Annotated in this window: 15 protein-coding genes; all 15 read right to left on the reverse strand. The window is 75.1% G+C overall.

Annotated features, from left to right (window positions below):
* Positions 1-9: 9 nt before the first annotated feature.
* Positions 10-663: a class I SAM-dependent methyltransferase gene (locus GA0070609_RS17795; protein ID WP_088994816.1), complete on the reverse strand. Its 654-nt coding sequence runs from the start codon at positions 661-663 to the stop codon at positions 10-12.
* 124 nt (positions 664-787) lie between these two features.
* On the reverse strand, positions 788-1,708 hold the full coding sequence (locus tag GA0070609_RS17800; RefSeq protein ID WP_088997806.1) for a glycosyltransferase family 2 protein: 921 nt from the start codon (positions 1,706-1,708) through the stop codon (positions 788-790).
* Positions 1,705-2,316: a glycosyltransferase gene (locus tag GA0070609_RS17805; RefSeq protein ID WP_231928890.1), complete on the reverse strand. Its 612-nt coding sequence runs from the start codon at positions 2,314-2,316 to the stop codon at positions 1,705-1,707. Before GA0070609_RS17805 ends, GA0070609_RS17800 begins: the two co-directional genes overlap by 4 nt.
* 98 nt (positions 2,317-2,414) lie before the next feature.
* Positions 2,415-2,897 (reverse strand): glycosyltransferase family protein, encoded by a 483-nt coding sequence (locus tag GA0070609_RS17810; protein ID WP_088994817.1) that lies wholly within the window; start codon positions 2,895-2,897, stop codon positions 2,415-2,417.
* A 218-nt stretch (positions 2,898-3,115) separates the two neighbouring features.
* Positions 3,116-4,369 (reverse strand): hypothetical protein, encoded by a 1,254-nt coding sequence (locus GA0070609_RS17815; RefSeq protein ID WP_088994818.1) that lies wholly within the window; start codon positions 4,367-4,369, stop codon positions 3,116-3,118.
* Positions 4,366-5,268, reverse strand: coding sequence for a sulfotransferase domain-containing protein (locus GA0070609_RS17820; RefSeq protein ID WP_088994819.1), 903 nt, complete (start codon positions 5,266-5,268; stop codon positions 4,366-4,368). The genes GA0070609_RS17815 and GA0070609_RS17820 overlap by 4 nt, the downstream gene beginning before the upstream one ends.
* Positions 5,244-6,860: a lipopolysaccharide biosynthesis protein gene (locus GA0070609_RS17825; protein ID WP_088994820.1), complete on the reverse strand. Its 1,617-nt coding sequence runs from the start codon at positions 6,858-6,860 to the stop codon at positions 5,244-5,246. Before GA0070609_RS17825 ends, GA0070609_RS17820 begins: the two co-directional genes overlap by 25 nt.
* Positions 6,857-8,215, reverse strand: a complete 1,359-nt coding sequence (locus tag GA0070609_RS17830; RefSeq protein ID WP_088994821.1) for an O-antigen ligase family protein — start codon at positions 8,213-8,215, stop codon at positions 6,857-6,859. Before GA0070609_RS17830 ends, GA0070609_RS17825 begins: the two co-directional genes overlap by 4 nt.
* A gap of 2 nt (positions 8,216-8,217) precedes the next feature.
* Positions 8,218-9,813 (reverse strand): P-loop NTPase family protein, encoded by a 1,596-nt coding sequence (locus GA0070609_RS17835; RefSeq protein WP_088994822.1) that lies wholly within the window; start codon positions 9,811-9,813, stop codon positions 8,218-8,220.
* Positions 9,806-10,357 carry an acyltransferase gene (locus GA0070609_RS17840; RefSeq protein WP_088994823.1) on the reverse strand — a complete coding sequence of 184 codons (552 nt, stop codon included), beginning with the start codon at positions 10,355-10,357 and terminating at the stop codon, positions 9,806-9,808. Before GA0070609_RS17840 ends, GA0070609_RS17835 begins: the two co-directional genes overlap by 8 nt.
* A 90-nt stretch (positions 10,358-10,447) precedes the next feature.
* Positions 10,448-12,379 carry a hypothetical protein gene (locus GA0070609_RS17845; protein ID WP_088997808.1) on the reverse strand — a complete coding sequence of 644 codons (1,932 nt, stop codon included), beginning with the start codon at positions 12,377-12,379 and terminating at the stop codon, positions 10,448-10,450.
* Positions 12,380-12,601: 222 nt separating this feature from the next.
* Positions 12,602-14,290 carry a glycosyl hydrolase gene (locus GA0070609_RS17850; protein ID WP_088994824.1) on the reverse strand — a complete coding sequence of 563 codons (1,689 nt, stop codon included), beginning with the start codon at positions 14,288-14,290 and terminating at the stop codon, positions 12,602-12,604.
* A gap of 136 nt (positions 14,291-14,426) precedes the next feature.
* Positions 14,427-15,245, reverse strand: a complete 819-nt coding sequence (locus GA0070609_RS17855) for a shikimate dehydrogenase (protein ID WP_088994825.1) — start codon at positions 15,243-15,245, stop codon at positions 14,427-14,429.
* Positions 15,245-16,441, reverse strand: coding sequence for an endolytic transglycosylase MltG (gene mltG / locus GA0070609_RS17860; protein ID WP_088994826.1), 1,197 nt, complete (start codon positions 16,439-16,441; stop codon positions 15,245-15,247). Before mltG ends, GA0070609_RS17855 begins: the two co-directional genes overlap by 1 nt.
* Positions 16,441-16,899 carry a Holliday junction resolvase RuvX gene (gene ruvX, locus GA0070609_RS17865; protein WP_088994827.1) on the reverse strand — a complete coding sequence of 153 codons (459 nt, stop codon included), beginning with the start codon at positions 16,897-16,899 and terminating at the stop codon, positions 16,441-16,443. The genes mltG and ruvX overlap by 1 nt, the downstream gene beginning before the upstream one ends.
* Between the last annotated feature and the right edge of the window lie 11 nt (positions 16,900-16,910).

Raw genomic sequence — 16,910 nt, forward strand, 5'->3', positions numbered from 1 at the left:
GACCGGCGCCTAGGCGCGGACCGCGATCAGCGACTTGGTCAGGCCCGCCAGCCGCTCGTTCCGGACGGTCGCGTCGGGGAACAGGTAGCGCAGCTCGGCCCGGCCGATCAGTTCCGTGGTCAGCACCTGCCGCATCGCCGCCTCGTAGGACTTGCCCGGCGTGTAGGCCAGCGGCCACCGCCGGGCCACCACCACCCGCGCCGAGACCGGCAGGAACTGCATGCCGGGCGCCACCCAGTGCGGCTCGATCGGGAAGTACCGGTACGGCGTCTGCACCCAGTACGCCGGCGCCAGCGCGCGGATCGCCTCGGCCATCCGCCGGCGGCGCTCGTGCCCGCCCACGTGCTCCAGCACGCTGTTGCTGAAGACCAGGTCGTACCGGCGGTTCAGGATGCGTTCGGGCAGCTCGCAGGCGTCGGCGTGGTCCGCCTCCGCCCAGTCGGGCAGTGCCGCCGGCAGCGGTTCGAGGTTGACCACGTGCACGCGGGCCGGTCGGACCGGCACCCCGGCCCAGCTCTCCACCCGTCCGCCCAGGTCCAGCACGGTCATCTCGGCGAGATTCGGGAAGGTGTGCGACAGCCAGGCGGCGCGGCGTGCCCGTCGCTTCGCGCCGAGCGGGGTCGGCGAGTCGACCAGCCGGAACCTGAGCGAGTGAAGTGCCATCGGAGGTCCTCTCCTGCTGAGTCTGGGCGGGCCCCCGAGGAGGTTCGCCCGGGTCTGGGTGGCTCCGCCGACGACCGTTGGCCCGGGTCCGGTCGGCGCGCCGGCGGGAGGCGGCCGGGCGGCGTCAGATCCCCCGGCCGCGTCGGTGCAGCGTGCGCAGCACCGCGTCGGCCCGCACCATCCGCCCGGCCACGGCCAGGGCGAGGTAGGCGCGCGGCTCGCGCGGGTTGCGACGCAGGGTCCGGCGGGCCCAACGCACGGCCGCGCCCCGGTCGCCGGCGGCAGCCCGGGCGAAGGCGATCTGCCCGGCGACCCGGGCCTCCCCGGCCGGCTGGCTGCCGAACTCGGGATAGCGGGCCAGCAGCCACTGCAACGCCTCGGCGATGGTGTCCCAGCGCTGCGCGAAGTAGGACCGCCGGTGCCAGCGGACCAGCACGTACGGGGTGCGCACGTTGACCAGCGGAGCGCTGCGGGCGGCCCGGAGGAGGAACTCGTAGTCCTCCGCGTAGCTGCCCGGGATCTCCTCGTCGACCAGCCCGAACCCGTCGCGCAGCGCGGCCGCCCGGATCAGGAACGTCGACGGGTGCAGCTCGGTCATCCGGTCGCGGAGCAGGTCGGGAAGGGTGACCGCGTCGCGGGGCAGCGACCGGTCGACGGTCCGCCCGTCGTAGCTGACCCGGATGCCGCAGCACGCGAACTCCGCGCCCGGCGTCGCGGCCAGCGCCCCGACCTGGGCCCGCAGCTTGCCGGGCAGCCACTCGTCGTCGTCGTCGCAGAACGCGATCAGCTCCCCCGCGGCGGCCAGCGTGCCCGTGTTGCGTGCGCCGGCCAGCCCCGGGGTGCGCCGGTTGCGGAGCACCCGGACCGGTCGGCCGGGCCGGCCCAGGTCGGCCAGCGTGTGGTCCGGCTCGGACTGGTCGTGGACCACCAGCACCTCGACCGGCCCTGGATGGTCCTGGTCGAGCACCGCCCGGACGGCGGCGCGCAGCAACTCCGGGCGGTCCCGGGTGGGCACCACCACGCTCACGCTCGGCTGCCCGGTCATCGCCGCGTTCCCTCGCGCCCCGGCCGCGTCCACGCCCACCACCACGCCCGGCTCCGCCGCCGCGCGGACGCGGCCACCAGGTCCTCCACGATCTGCCCCACCCGCCGCACCGCGGCCCGCTGCGCGTCGGCCGCGGCGTCGACCGAGATGGCGAACCGGTCCGGGTCGGCCAGGCCGCTGCCGAGCGCACCCCGCAGCGCCTCCCGGGACTCGCAGAGCGCCACCATGCCGGCGGCGCCGAGCCGCCGACAGAACAGCTGCTGGTGGTCGTCGACGTGCTCGCCGTGAGCCGGGTCGCGGGGCACCACGATCGGCAGGTGGCCGTGCCGGCGCGCCTCCAGGATGGTCGCCGGGCCGCCGTGGCAGACCACCAGGTCGGAGCCGGCCATCGCGGCCTGCAACGCGTCGTGGCAGAGGAAGGGCACCGCGTCGGGCCGGACCGGCGCCCGGGTGTGTCCGTGCTGGACGGTGAGATCGACCCGGTCGGCGACCTCGGCGTGCCACTCGCACAGCCAGTCGACCAGTCGGTCGAACGGGTGCCGGTCGGTGCCGACGGCGACCAGCAGGTGGATCCGGGCGACCTCGGCCGGGTCGCGGGGGCGGGGCACCGGGTGCGCCGGCTCGACCCGGCCCACCGGCCGCGCCGGCCGGGGCTCCGCCGGGCCGGGGGCCAACCGGCGCGCCGGCGCCGCGTCGGCGGCCCCGCTCACAGCAGCGTCCCCACGACGGTCGCCTCCGGGTACTGCCGGCGCTGCTCCTCCCACTGCACGAGCATCGCGGACAGGAACGGGCGGCAGAGCCGGGCGGTGAGCGTCGGGGAGTCGATCCGGTCGTACACCTCGATGTAGACGGTCGGGATGCGGCGCAGCCAGGCCAGCACGACGAACGGGACGGCCACCCCGGCGCCGGTGGTCACCACCGCGGCGACCCGCCGGCGGCGCAGCACCCGCCGGGCCAGGATCGCGTTGCGCAGCAGGTTCGGCACGTTGCGGGTGGTCGGGTGGTACGCCGGCACGACTTCCTCACCGGCGAGCAGGGACACCGCCTCGGGCGTGTCGAAGGTGACCCAGCAGCGGGGCCAGCGCTCGTACCAGGGGCGCAGGGCCAGCAGCTGGGCCAGGTGCCCGCCGCTGGATCCGACCAGCAACAGGACCGGAGGGTCCGCGCCGTCCTCGATGTTCTGCTCCACGCGAGTCCCCAGAAGTTCGCTTGGATGTGCGGTCGGCGCCAGGCCGACGCGATGACAGGTCCCCCGGCCGGTGTGCGGGGCGACCGGCGAGCGGTTGACCCCGCTGGCGGCGGAGCAGGTACGACGCCCGACCGCCACCCCAGCGATGGTAACGGCCTGCGGCCCTTCCGTCACTGTCCGCCATTGGTCTGATCGGCGTCGCGGCGGAAGCGTTCCGTTCAGTCGCTGCGGCGTTTCTCGACGGCGTCCAACAGCGCCGGGTGGAGGGCGGGATTCCAGCCCGCCCCGGCGTCGGCCAGCCGCCAGGCGCGCAGCCACAGCTCCATCAGGTAGGCGTCGGCGACCAGCCGGCGGGCGGCCGGGTCGAGCCCGAGCGCGGCGCCGTACCGGGCCAGCCGGCTGTCCACCGCCCGCGCGGCCTGCCCGACCGGTTCGCCGCGCAGCACCACGGCCCGCTGGAACGCGTCGTGCGCCAGGTCGAAGCCGAGCGGCACGTCCGGCCCGCTGTGCTCCCAGTCCCAGGCGACCAGCCGGCCATCGTGCCGGCCCAGGTTCCACGGCACCCAGTCGCCGTGCCAGTGCCCGAACTCGACCCGGGTGTCGCCGTACCGGTGGGCCAGCGCGGCGACCGCCCGGGCACCGGCGGGATCGGCCGCGGCGGCGCGCCGGGCCGTGCCGGCCAGCCGGGCCAGGAAACCCGAACCGGCCAGCGGCCGGGGCGGCGCCGGCGGGCGACCCCGACGGGCCACCGCGAGCAGCGCCGGGATGGCCGGCGGCGCCCCGCCCGGCAGGCCGCGTACCGCCGGGGGAAGCGGCTCCACCAGCGCGACCACCTGCCCGTCCCACGACGTCTCGGCCAGCAGCCGGGGCGCCGCCGGATGACCGGGCACGCCGGCCAGCGCGGGCAGCTCGCGCAGCGCGGCCGCCTCGGCGGTGACCAGCGCCCGGGTGGCGCCGTTCCAGCCGATCTTGGCGTAACCCCGGGGCCGCCCGTCGGCGGCGAAGAGTTGCAGGGTGGGCTTGTGGTTCGGGTCCGGCGGGCGCACCCCGCACGCCGCGTAGCCGGGCCCGCCGCCCAGCGCGGCGGCGAGCCGCTGCGCCAGCAGCACGTCGGCCGCGGCCAGCCCGGCGGGCAGCGACACCGTGAGGGTGGGAAACGGCGCCCGGTCCAGCGCGCCGAGCCGAGCCAGCCCGCCGAGCACCGCCCGCGCCGCACGGACCCCCGGCGGGCGCAGCGCGTTGTACGCCAGCAGCGCGGCGGCCGTGACCCGGGGCGCGCCGAGCGGCAGCAGGAACCGGGCCCGGCGCACCGACGGGACGACCGCGTACCGGGCCACGGCGCGGTGCCCCGGTGGGGGCGGGCGGTCCACGGCCAGCCCGATCCGCTCGTCACCGAAGACCGCACGGGTGACCCAGCCGAGCCCGTCCGCTCGGGAACGAGGGTCGGCCGCGGCGCCGGCCGGCGCGGTCACGCCGCCCGGTCCGGCCAGTCGAGGTCCAGCCCGAGCCGCTGCCGCAGCGCCGCGTTGTGGGGGCGGTAGTACTCGGTCAGCTCCGCCCGCAGCGCCGGCTCCAGCGGCGCCGACCGGCGGTCGTTGTAGACCTTGAAGTCGGGCAGATCGTGCGGGGGCAGGCCGAGGAAGTCCAGGGTGCGGCGGTAGGTCGCGCGGGGGTCGGCGTAGAGCCGCTCGCTGGGCAGGAACAGGATCCGCGACCGGTCGAAGCGGTGCAGCCACGGCTGCAGGTGTTCCAGGTACCGGCCGCGGGCGCGGTAGCTGTACCAGTCGTACGCCTGGCTGACGTACTCCGGCTCGGCGACCAGCCGCTCCCGCTCCCCCGCCGTGCGCTCCGGCTCGGCGGCCAGCGCGGCGGCGAAGTCCAGCGGCTCGACCCCCTGCGCGCGGCGCTCCTTCCAGTGCGAGTACGCCCGCTCCACCGGGTCGCGGAGCAGCACGATCAGCCGCACGTCGGGCATCAGCGCGGCGACCCGGCGCGCGGCGAGCGGGTGGAACATGTACAGCGGGGCCGCCTCGCCGACCCGCACCGGCCCACCGTGCCGGCGCGCCAGCGCCTCCCGCTGCCGCACGGTCGGGAAGTGCGACCGGTACCAGGCCTCCCCGCGCGCCCAGTTCTCCTCGAAGTAGTGCGCGCTCTTGGTGTTCCAGGCCGGGAAGAGCCGGGGCACCAGCGGATGCTGGAGAAGGTAGTTCCACAGCGAGGTGGTGCCGCCCCGCTTCGTCCCGATGATGAGGAATTCCGGCAACGGCCGCCGGTCGCTGGTGCGCACTCCGTAGTCGACGAGGCTCTCCCGTACCCGGTTGGTCACCTGGGTCGGCACGAGTTGCTTCACCCGGTTCCGGATGGACGACACGACGACCTCCTCCTGCCCTTCGTGGATGCCGGGGCGGGACCGGCGGCAGGGGCCGCCCCGTCCCGCCCACGGATCTGCCTGATGGTCACCCGGATGCCGCGCCGCACCCGGGGCAACGTCGACGAACCGGCGGCGCCGGCCGCCAGCAACCCGGCCGCCACCGCCAGCCCGGGAAGGCCGCGCCCGGCGGCCAGCACCCCGGCGCCCGCGGCGGCGCCGACCGCGGTGGTGGTGACCGCGGCCGCCCGCAGCGTCGCCGCGTCCAGCAGCGGCTCGCCCACCACCGCCCGGGCGCAGCCGTACGCGGTGAGGTTCTCAGTGGCGATGCCGGCCGCCCAGGCCAGCGCGGCGCCGGTGGCGCCGTGGCCGGGGATCAGCCACAGCCCGAGCGAGACGGTGACCAGCAGCCCGGCCAGCGTGGCGAGCAGATGCAGCCCGCTGCGCCCGCCCATCAGCAGCAGGCTCTGCACGTTGCCGACCCCGGTGTTCACCAGCATCGCCAGGGCGAGCACGGTCATCGCCGCCGCGCCGGCCCGGAACTCGGCGCCGAACAGGTCGAGGAACGCCACCCCGAAGACCGCCAGCAGCAGGTAGACCGGCCAGGACAGCACCAGCCCCCAGGTGGTCAACTGCCGGTGCACGGCGGCCGCCGCGGCCCGCTCCCCTTGGCCGAGCAGCCGGGACAGCTGCGGGGACACCGCCACCCGCAGCCCCTGCAGGGCCAACTGTCCGGCCAGGACGTACCGGCCGACCGCACCGAACACGCCGGCGTCGGCCGGGCCGGCCAGCACCGAGGTGAGCAGCACCCCCACCCACATGCTGCCGGCGTCGATCGCGGCCGAGGCGGCCCGGGGCAACGCGAACCGCCAGAACACCCGCCAGTCGGCCGGGTCGGGCCGCAGCCGCGCACCGCGCCCCACCCCGAGCGGGCCGGCGACCAGCGCCAGGCAGACCAGCAGGGCCGCGGCGGCCGGCAACAGCCAGCCGGCCATACCGGCGAGCAGCCCGGCGCCGGTCAGCGCCGCCGCGCCGACCAGCGCCGGCCGGGCCACCGGGAGCAGGAGGAACTGCACCCCGACGTACGCCCGGACGGGGCGTACGCAGCGCAGCGCGGCGAGCAGCAGGGTCATCGCCGCGACCACCGGCACGGCGGCGAAGGTGACCGCGAGCAGCCCCCCGGCGGCGGCGCCGGGGCCCAGCAGCCGGGGCGCGAGCGGACCCGCGGCGAGTACCCCGGCCACCGCGACGGCGGTCGCCACCAGCAGCGGCGGGACCAGGGCCACCGGGAGCAGCCGGGCCGCGTCGCCCCCGGCGCCGAGTCGTTGGCGGGGCAGCGCCCACATCAGCCCGGTCTCCGCGCCGAGCGTGCAGACCGCCGCCGCGACGGTGATCACGCCGATCGCGGCGAAGAAGGCTCCGGAGCCCGTGGTGCCGTAGCCGCGGGTGATCACCACGGCCAGGACGAAGCCGAACAGTCCACTGGTGGCCGCGCCGGCCAGCCCGGCGGCCCCGCTGCGCGCGCTGCGCCGGGTCTCCGCCGTACGGTCGGCGCCGGCCGGCGGGACCGGGCCGGGGCGGGTGGTGGTGGTCATCCGGGCACCGCCGTCGCGCGCCGGCCCGGCCGCGCCCGGCGGGCGACCCCGACCAGCCGTTCCCGCTCGGTGAGCGCCAGGGCGAACGAGATGGCGAAGAAGGCGACGGCGAGGTTCTGGTTGGCCATGCCGTAGAACGGGATCTGCACCAGGCAGACCACCGGCACCACGGCCAGCCACTGGCCAGCCGCCGAGGTGGCCCGGGCGCAGGTCACCGCGACCACCACGAACCAGGCCAGGAAGCACAGCAGCGCCGGGACGCCGTGGCTGAACAGCACCAGCCACAGCTGGCCCTGGCTGCCCACCGGGGCCGCGGCGGTGACCGTGTCGGCGTTGACCGGTGCGCCGTAGCCGAGCCACGGTGAGTCCTGGATCCGCCGGATCACCTCGGCGTAGAGCGAGAGCCGGTCGGTGTTCGTGTCGCTGGCCTCGACCCGCTTGTCGATCAGGTCGGCGATCGGAATGACCAGGGTGGCGAGCCCGCCGATCACCACCACCCCGGCGAGCGAGGCGGCCACCCGCGTGTTGCCGCGCAGGCTGGCCCGGACGCCGAGCACCGCCAGCCCCACCCCGAGGCTGAGGAACATCGCCCGGTTGAGGGTGAGGAACGCGGGCGCCAGCGACACCGGCAGCGAGGCGACCAGCACCCACCGCAGCACGCCGTGGCGGCGCAGCATGGTGAAGGCCACCACGCAGGGCAGCGTCAGCGCGTACGCGCTGCCGTAGTTGTTGGTGTACGCGAACGGCGCCGCCGGCCGGTAGATCGGGTCGAGCGACCGGGCGCTGTACTCGGCCGTGGTCAGGTGGACCATGTCCTGGACGAACGGGTTGCCGGCGACGCCGGTGGGCAGCAGCACCTCGGTCGGGGTGGTCAGCGCGAACCGCGGCGCGAGGACGCTCAGCCAGCCCAGCACCACCAGCCCGAGCCAGAACGCGCAGAGCGGGACCAGCACGGCCGTCTGGTCGGGGCGTTCCCGCGCCACGGCGTACACGTAGCCGCCGACCACCAGCGCGGTGAGGTAGAAGCCCAGCCGCAGGCCGAAGGTGAGCAGCGCGGAGCCCGACGGCAACTGGGTCGCGCTCACCACGACGAGTCCCAGGAAGAGCAGCCAGAGCCCGGTGGCCGGCGGCAGCGGGACCCGGCCCCGGGTCAGCAGCAGCGCGAACAGCAGCGCACCGAACAGCGGCCAGCCCAGGTAGAAGGCGCCGGCCAGCCACCAGAGCGGCACCAGGCCGAACATCGTCGCCAGCGGCCAGAGCGGCAGCCGGGGCGGCGGGACCGGCGGCGGCGCCGGTGCCGCGCCCGGGCCGTCGCCGGCCGGCTCGGTGGTCGCCGGGGCGCGGGTGAGCGGCACGCTCAGCCCCGACCGTTGCGGGTCAGCACGAACCCCAGCGGGGTGACCCCGGCGGCGCGCAGCCGGTCCGCGAGCCGGCGCAGGTCGCCCTGGCGGGTACGGTCCCGCTCGACCACCACCACGGCGGTGCCCTGCCGGGCCACCGCGACCCCCCGCTCGTCGGACTCGGCGGGTGGCGCGTTGTACAGCACCAGCCCGTGGCCGGCGCACTGCCGCCAGGTGCCGAACCGCACGCTGCCGGCGCCCACCGGCACCGCGTCGGCCTCCGGGGACCGGCCGTTGTCGGTGCTGGGCGCCGGCCGGGGCAGGGTCAGCGTGGCGTCGGTCTCGGCCGACGGGCGCGCGCCGACCGGGTGTGGCGATGGCCGCCGCGCCGCAGCCGGCGGGGGCGGGTCGCCGCCGGTGACCGAGCCGCCGGGGCGGGGCCGGGGCACCACCGGGCGGGCCGGGTCGACGCCGGCCGGCAGCCGCGCCCGGTCGGCCAGCACGGCGCTGCGCAACCGCTCGGCGCGGCCGTGGTCGTCCGCCACGAAGACCTCCCGCCCCCCGGCGGCCAGCGCCACCGCCAGGCCGGCGGTGAGCGCCGTGGCGTCCTCCCGGGGGGTCAGCAGCGCGACCCGGGCGGGTTGGCGCACCCGCTCGGCGACGGCCATCGCCACGTACCGCACGTCGGCGTCGACCGCCCGCCCGGCGCGCGGTTGGCGGCGCCGGACAGTGCCGAGCAGCGGCAGCCCGGTGGCGTCGCGCACCTCGGCCACCGACCGGACGCGGCGGTCCGCCGACTCCCGGACGTACGCCAGCACCACCCCGGCCAGCAGGCCGCCGAGCAGCCCGGCGAGCAGGTGCAGGGATCGGTGCCCGGTCGCGGAGACCAGCGTCCGGTCGGCGGTCCGGGTGACCCAGCCGGGGTTGACGTCCACCGCCGCGATCTCGGTACGCGCCGAGTTGAGCTGGGTGAGCTGGTTGTTGATGCCGGCCAGTTCGGCCACCGCGGCGTCGACCGCGCCGTCCCGGGCGCCGCCGATCCGCTTCTGCAGGGCGCTCTGCTGGGCGGCCACCCGGGCGATGCTGTCGTCGTACGAGCGCAGCATCTCCGCGCGCTGCTTCTCGTACATGGCGCGGCGCACGTCGAGGTAGGCGCGGGCGGCGAGGTTGGCGCTCTCCACCGCCTGTCGGGGATCGGACGCGCGGTAGACGAAGCGCAGGATCTGCCCGCCGGTGGGCACCTCCACCTCCAGCGCGTCGCGCACCTCGCGCGGGTCCCGGCCGCCGGCGTCGGCGAGCCGCTGCACCACCTCGGTGCCGGTGGCGATGCCGCTCTCCACGTTCATGTTGACCGCCCGGTCGGCGGCGGCCCCGCTGGGGGTGAAGGCGTCGGTGACCACCGGCCGGACCGCCACCACCGCGTTGGCGGTGACCGCTGCCGGGACCAGGAGCAGGTAGCCCGCGGCGGCCAGCAGGCCGATCGCGGCCACCCCGGCCACCAGCCGGAACCGGTGCAGCGGCACGCGGAGCAGGTCGGTCAGGGTGACCGTGCGGGCGGGCGGGGACCCGCCCCCGGTGTCGCCGGGCCAGGGACCACCAGAAGCGTCAGCCATCGAACTTCTTCACCATCTGTTGGGGGTTGCCGACCACCACCACCCGCGGTGGCACGTCCGTACGGACCACCGTCGCCGCGCCCACCACGGCGTCCCGGCCGATCCGTACGCCCTTGAGCACCAGCGCGTGGGCGCCGATCCAGACGTTCTCCTCGACCACGATCGGCGCACGGGTGGCCGCGGTCGGCGGGTCGTGCCGCAGGTGCGGGGGCAGGTTGTGGAAGTCGCTGTCCAGCAGTTCGCAGTTCGACAGCAGGCACCGGTCGCCGATGGTGACCGAACTCCAGGTGCCGATCCAGGTCGCGTTGAGCAGGCAGTCGACGCCGACCCGGACCTGGCCGGGGCCGGCGAACCGGACCAGCTTGTTCAGCCGGGTGCGGTCGCCGATGCTGACCCGCACCCCCCGGCGCAGGCGGATCCGGCCGCGGATCTCCACGCCCTGCCCGAGGGTCAGCCCCGGATAGCGCAGCCGGTACCAGCCGCGCTTGACCGCGAAGACCGTCCGCACCAGGAGCCCCCGGCGGATGCCGTCCGCGCCGACCACCGGCCCTCCTCCCCTCGCCGGGACCGGTCACAGTGGAGCCACCGGCCCGACGCGCACAATCTACCGATTTTCCGTCACGAACCGTAGCCGCTATGGCACGGAGAAGAACATCGACGGGGTGGACCAGGTCAGCCCGGGAGACGGCGTGGCGATCACGGTGGCCGCCGCACCGTCGACCACCGATGCGGCCGTCGGGTCGAACGGGACGCCGCGCAGCGTCCCGTCGGTGGCGCCGTAGACGATCCGGCCACCCACCCAGGCCATCCCCCGCACCGCCGACCAGGTCACCCCGGTGGTCGGCAGGCTGAACTCGGTGCCGCCCAGGTAGTTGCCGTCGATCTCGAAGTACCGGTAGTAGAGCGCGTTGGCGCCGGCCCGGGTGTAGTAGAGCCGGCCGTCGAGGAAGAACGCGCCGGTCATCGCCGCCGGGGTGAACCAGTCGTTGTAGCCGGACGCCTCCCACGGCACGCCGATGGCGCCGCCGGTGAACATGGAGATGTCGATCCGGCTGCCGGTGGGGGTTCCGGCCACCGCGTGCGACCAGTAGATCCGGTCGGCCACCCGCCACGTCGCGCCGGCGGCGGTGTAGTTCGGCTGGCTCACCGTGGCCGGGGCGCCCACCGAGGTGCCGTCGAACGACACCCGGGCCAGCACGCCGCTGCCGGTGCCGAGGTAGAGGTTGCCGGTGGTCGCGGTCGGCGGGTTCTTCGGGGTGACGGTGCGCCCGCCGGCGAGCGGGAACATGCCCAGCCGGCCGTGGTACTCCTCGGCCATCGCGTCCGAGTTCTGCCCGAAGTAGAGCCCGTCGCTGCCCCGCCAGAGCACCGGAACCGCCGAGCCCCAGGTGCTGGTGCCGGGGGGCATCGAGGCGCCACCGCTGCGCCGCGGGTTCCAGTTCAGCGGCAGGCCGGTGGCCGGGCTGACGGCGGCGATGCCCAGCCGGTCGATCGCACCGGGGCCGGCCCGGTCGCTGGCGTTGGGGTTGTTCAGCCAGCGGAAGTGCCCGCCCAGATAGATCACCCCGTCGGCCACCTCCACCGAGGTGATGGTGTCGTTGCCGGTGAAGTCGACCCAGGTGGCCAACTGCCCGCCGCCGCGGGCGGCGGTCTCGAACCGGACCAGCGCGTCGCAGTACGCGGCCGGCCAGCCGGCGCCGCCGTTCGTGCCGACCACGAACCAGCTGCCGTCGGCGCCGAACCGGACGTCCTGCACGTAGTGCACGAAGGTGGCCGGCGCCGCGCACGGCGGCGCGAACTTCTCCGTGCTCCAGTCCAGCACGGTCGGCGTGCCGGTGAGGTCCACCAGTGCCAGTTGGTTACGGGGCAGGCCGTCGACCAGGGTGAAGTTGCCGCCGACGGCGAGCGTGCCGCCGTCCGGGGTGACGTCGATGGTCCACACGTACGACGTGGTGCCGTGCCGGCCCACGGTGGCGTCGACGGTGAAGGTCGGGTCGATCGCGCCGGTGGCGGCGTCGAGCCGGCCGAGCCCGGCGTGCGCGGTGCCGTTGAGCCAGTTGAACGCGCCGGCGACGTAGAGCCAGTTGCCGTGCAGTACGAGGTCGCGCACCGTGCCGCCGTCGGAGCGCCCCGCCCAGCCGCCCACGATCGCCCCGGTGCTCGGGTTGAGCGCCACCAGGTTGCGCCGGCTCACCCCGTTGACAGTCTTGAAGGTGCCGCCGACGATCAGCGTGCCGCCCGGCCCGGCGACCAGCGCGTTGACCGCGCCGTCGAGCACCGGCAGGAAGCTGGTCGAGATCGCCCCGGTGCTCCGGTCGTACGCGAAGAGGTAGCGCTGGGTGGTCCACGCCGCACCGGCGGTCCGCCGGATCTGGGTGAAGCTGCCGCCGACGAAGACCATGGTGCCGATCTGCGCGAAGGCACGGGTCTCGCCGTCGCGGGCGTGCGGCGTGAGGTCGGCGGGGTTGGTCGCGACCAGGGTCGCCGGCGCGGGCGCCGGCACCACGGCGGCGGACGCGGCGGCGGGCACGGCCAGCACGGCGGCGACGACGGTCAGCGCGACCATCCCGACCCGGGCGCGGAAGCCGGCGGGTCGCCGGCGGAGCGGGAGTGTGGGCACGCGGCGCCTCCAAGGTGGATGACAACCCACGTAGCGTGACCCGGTGAGCACAGTGGGCGATATCCGCCGATTGGTCGGCCATCGTGTCGCCAAGGTGACGCAGCGCGAACGCGGTCGGAGCCAGGAGAACCTCCGCGCCACCTTACGTCATCGCGCCGCCACTATGGGTCAGCGATTGCCTCCAGTCGGCTGTCGCAGGTAGGCGTCCTGCCCGGCCCGGGTGAACCCGGCCAGCGCCGCGGCGTCGTGGTTCATCGTCATGTCACACCTGCTCGACCGGGTGGTCATCCCCGCCGAGTTGAAGTAGATCGCCGCCTTGATCTTCGGGTGCGCCTTGAGCGCCGCCGGGAACTCCTCGAACCAGCGCCGCTTGGCCGCCGGGTCGGCGGCGTCGAAGTTGGTGCCGAACTCGGCGAGCATCCGCGGCTTGCCGGCGCCGATGCCGTGCTCATCCAGCCAGCGGTAGAAGCTCCCGACCGTGATGCTCGGGCTCTTCCACACCGTGCTGCCGTTGCAGACGTGGAAGTTGTACGGGTCGTAGGCCACCCAGTCGACGTAGCGGTCGCCCGGGTAGAGGCCGGCGTAGCGGTGGTGGTGGCCGGACCAGCCCATCATCGTCCACACCCAGACCGCGTTGTCCGCGCCGGCCGCGGCGAACCGGTCGTGCACGTGCCGCCAGGCCCGGACGAAGTCCGCGTCGCTCCCCTTGGCCGGCTCGTCCTCCGGCTCGTGGTCGAAGCCGAGGAAGACCGGCACGCCGGCGGCCCGGATCCGGCCGGCGACCGCGTCGATCGTCGCGTCGTACCGACCACTGTAGACATCACGCCAGGTCAGCACGGCGCCGGCGGAGAAGATCCGGGACTCCCAGGCGAAGAAGAGCAGCCGGCCCTCGCGCATCTGCCGCTGCTCGTACGCGTCGGGGAAGGCGCCGTTGCTGCCGGTGTTGGAGAAGTCGTGGTACCGGTGCACGATGTCGAAGGTCCGGCCGACCTGCGCCTCCACCTCGGCGACCGCCCGGCCGTGGTCCCAGCCGGCGGCGGCGCTGGCCGGCGTGTACATCCCCCACCAGGCGCCGCAGGACGGGACCAGCTTCTCCGACACCTGGCCGCAGCGGCCGCTCGGCGCGCTCGGCGTCGGGCTCGGCGTGCTCCGGGTCGGGCTCGGGCTCGCCGTCGGCCGCCCGGCGGTGGTCGTCGGCGCGGCGGACGGGGCGGCCGGGGTGGTCACGGTCGGGCTGGGCCGGCTGCCGAGGTCGTAGCTGAGCAGCAGGCGGGGGCGCAGGTCGGGGTCGCGGTGCTCGCTCGACGCCCAGTAGATCCGGGTGCCCAGACCGGCCTGCGCCAGGGCGACCGTCCAGCTGCCGTTGCCGCGCACCAGCCCCGAGACGTCCCACTCGTTGAAGCCCCACGCCACCCCGGCGACGCTGTCCAGCGTGGCGCCCGCCGGCAGCGGGGTCGGCCGGGCCGCCCGGGCGTCCAGCGACGACGCGTTCGCGGTGACCGTCGCGGCGAACCGCTGCCAGGCGTACACCCGCAGGGTGGCGCGGACGTTGACCGCGTTCGCCGGCAGGTCACCGACGGTGAACGCGAGGACCGCCTCCCGGGCACCCCGGGGATTGCCGTCGCAGCGGGCCGGGCAGGTCGCCAGCGTGCTCTTCGCGCTGTTGTCGCCGTCCTGCGGCACCGCCGTGGCGGTCGTGTCCGCGCTCGCCGGGACGGTGTGGTCGTCGGCGGCCAGCAGCGGCACCGTGGTGGCCAGCAGGCCGATCGCCACCGTGACGCCGAGGACGCTCAGCACCAGCGCCTTGCGGCGGGGGCCGGCGGGCCGGGGGCGGCGGTGCAGTCCGTGCCGAGCCAAGGCGACTCCCTGCGTCCGAAGTGGTTACGCTCAGCAGCGTATCGACGGTCACGGTACGTCGTGGCAAGGACAGTCGGACCTAAGCGCGACTTAACCGACAGCTAAGGCATCGACACGGAGCGCCAGCGCCCGCGGGTCAGCGGGCCGCGGCGAGGGCGGCGGCCATCGCGTCGCGGGGCGCCGGGACGCCGGTGAACTGCTCGAACTGGCCGATCGCCTGGGCCAGCAGCAGGTCGAGCCCGGAGACGATCCGGCAGCCGGCCGCGCCCGCCGCGGCGGCCAGCGGCGTCGGCCACGGGTCGTAGAGCGCGTCGAAGAGCACAGTGCCGGCCCGCCAGGCGACCGTCCCGGCCAGCGGGTCGGCGACCCCCTTCGGGACGGTCGAGACCACCACGTCGGCGCGGCAGCGGTCGGCGGCGTCGGCCCAGGCCGCGCCGATCAGCGGGACGCCGACCGCGTGGGCCACCGGGCGCAACTCCTCGACCGCCGCCGCGCGGCGGGCCACCACGGTCACCTCGCGGGCAGCCAGGCGGGCCGCCGCGGCGAGCGCCGCGCGGGCGGTGCCACCCGCGCCGAGCACCGTCACCGTGGCACCGGCCCGCACGCCGGCCCCGGCGAGCACCTCCACCATGCCGCCGACATCGGTGTTGTCCGCGTACCACGAGCCGTCCGGGCGGCGGACCAGCGTGTTGGCCGCGCCGACGGCGACGGCGACCGGCGAGGCCGCCGCGGCCACCGCGAGCGCCGCCTCCTTGCCCGGCATGGTCACCGACAGCCCGGCCCACTCCGGGCCCAGGCCGGCGACCAGGTCCGGCAGCTCCGCGGCGGCGCACTCGATCCGGTCGTACGACCACCCGGTCAGCCCGGCCGCCGCGTAGCCGGCGTTGTGGATCACCGGGGAGAGCGAGTGCGCGATCGGCTTGCCGAGCACCGCCGCCCGCCGTCGGACCGCCATCAGATGATCCCGGCCTCCCGGGCCTTGACCATGTTGCGCTCGTGCTCCGGGTAGGTCTCCGCGAAAGCGGAGTGACCCTCCTTGTCGATCGCCACGAAGTACAGCCACTTGCCCGCCGGCGGGTCCATCGCACCCTCCATGGCCTGCTTGCCCGGGTTGTTGATCGGGGTCGGCGGCAGGCCGCGCAGCTTGCGGTTGTACGGGTTCTTCGGGTCGTTGAGCTCGGCGTCGGTCATGTCGGCGGAGCGCTTGGTCGGTTTTCCGATCAACTCCAGGTAGTAGTTGACCGTGACGTCCATCTCCAGGCAGTTGCACGGGAACTCGCCGAACACCCGGTTGTAGGCCACCCGGGCCACCTTGCCCAGGTCGTCCTTGTTACCCGCCTCCGCCTGTGCCAGCGATGCCACGATCAGTGCCTCGTACGGGCTGATCCCGCCGCGCTCCTTCTGCACCCGGTCGGCGAACTCCATCTGCCCGGTGACCGTCAGGAAGTTCTCCACCATCAGCTTGAGGATGCTCTCCGCGGTGGCCTTCGGCGGGATCTCGTAGGTGTCCGGGTAGAGGAAGCCCTCGATCGACGGCTTGACCTTCTTGCCGTCGGTGCGCTTGAACCACCAGTCCGGCACGCCGAGCTCCAGCGGGTCCTTCGCCGCCGTCTCGAACTCCTTGACCGGGATCTTGGTCTGCTCGGAGAGCAGCTTGTAGACGTTCTTGGCGGTGCGGCCCTCGGGGATGGTGAGGCCGTTGACGATCCGGTTCTTCAGGTCGAGCATGGCGGCGACCGCGCTCTCCCCGCTCATCTGCTTGCGCAGCTTGTACAGGCCCGGCTGGATGTTCTTGCTGCGGGAGTTGTCCGCCGCCGCCTCGATGAACGCCTTGGGGCTCTTCACCACACCGGCGGCGTGCAGCGCGTCGGCCATGTCGGCGATGAGCGCGCCCTGCTTGATCTCGACCGTCACCTCGCCGGTGCCGGCGCCGTCGTAGTCGGGCGTGACGAAGTAGTTCTGGATCCGGTCGAAGCCGTAGAAGGCGCCGCCGCCGATGCCGCCGAGCAGCACCAGGGCGAGCAGCAGGGCCAGGACGGTCTTGCCCCGGCCGCCGGAACGCTTGTTCCGCTTCTTGGCGAAGCCGCGCCGGTGCCGGCCCTTCTCCCCCCGCTCCTGCTCGTCGAACCCGAGGTCCAGATCCTCAATCATTACGTCCGCCTCCGCTGCGCATCCAGCCAGCTCTGCAGAATCTCCACCGCGGCGGCCTGGTCGACCACCGCCCGTTGCCGTTTCCCCCGGACGCCACGTTCGGCAAGCCTACGAGACGCCACGACCGTGGACATCCTCTCGTCGGTGAGCGCTACCGGAACAGGCGCTATTACATCGGCCAAGCGGTCAGCGTACGCCTTCGCGTGGACGGCGGCCGGACCGTGCTTGCCGGCGAGGTTGACCGGAAGGCCGACCACCACCTCCACCGCCTCGTGCTCGGCGACCAGCGCGGCGAGCTCGGCGATGTCGCTCGGCACCGCGTCGGGCGCCGCGGCGAGGTCGCGGGCGAGGGTGACCAGCGGGGTGGCCAGCACGCCGTGCGGGTCGGAGCGGGCGACCCCGACCCGGACCTGCCCGACGTCCACGCCGAGCCGGACACCACGCGACGCCTCCGTCACCGACGGTCACC

This window comes from Micromonospora echinaurantiaca (assembly GCF_900090235.1).
Classification (GTDB): domain Bacteria; phylum Actinomycetota; class Actinomycetes; order Mycobacteriales; family Micromonosporaceae; genus Micromonospora; species Micromonospora echinaurantiaca.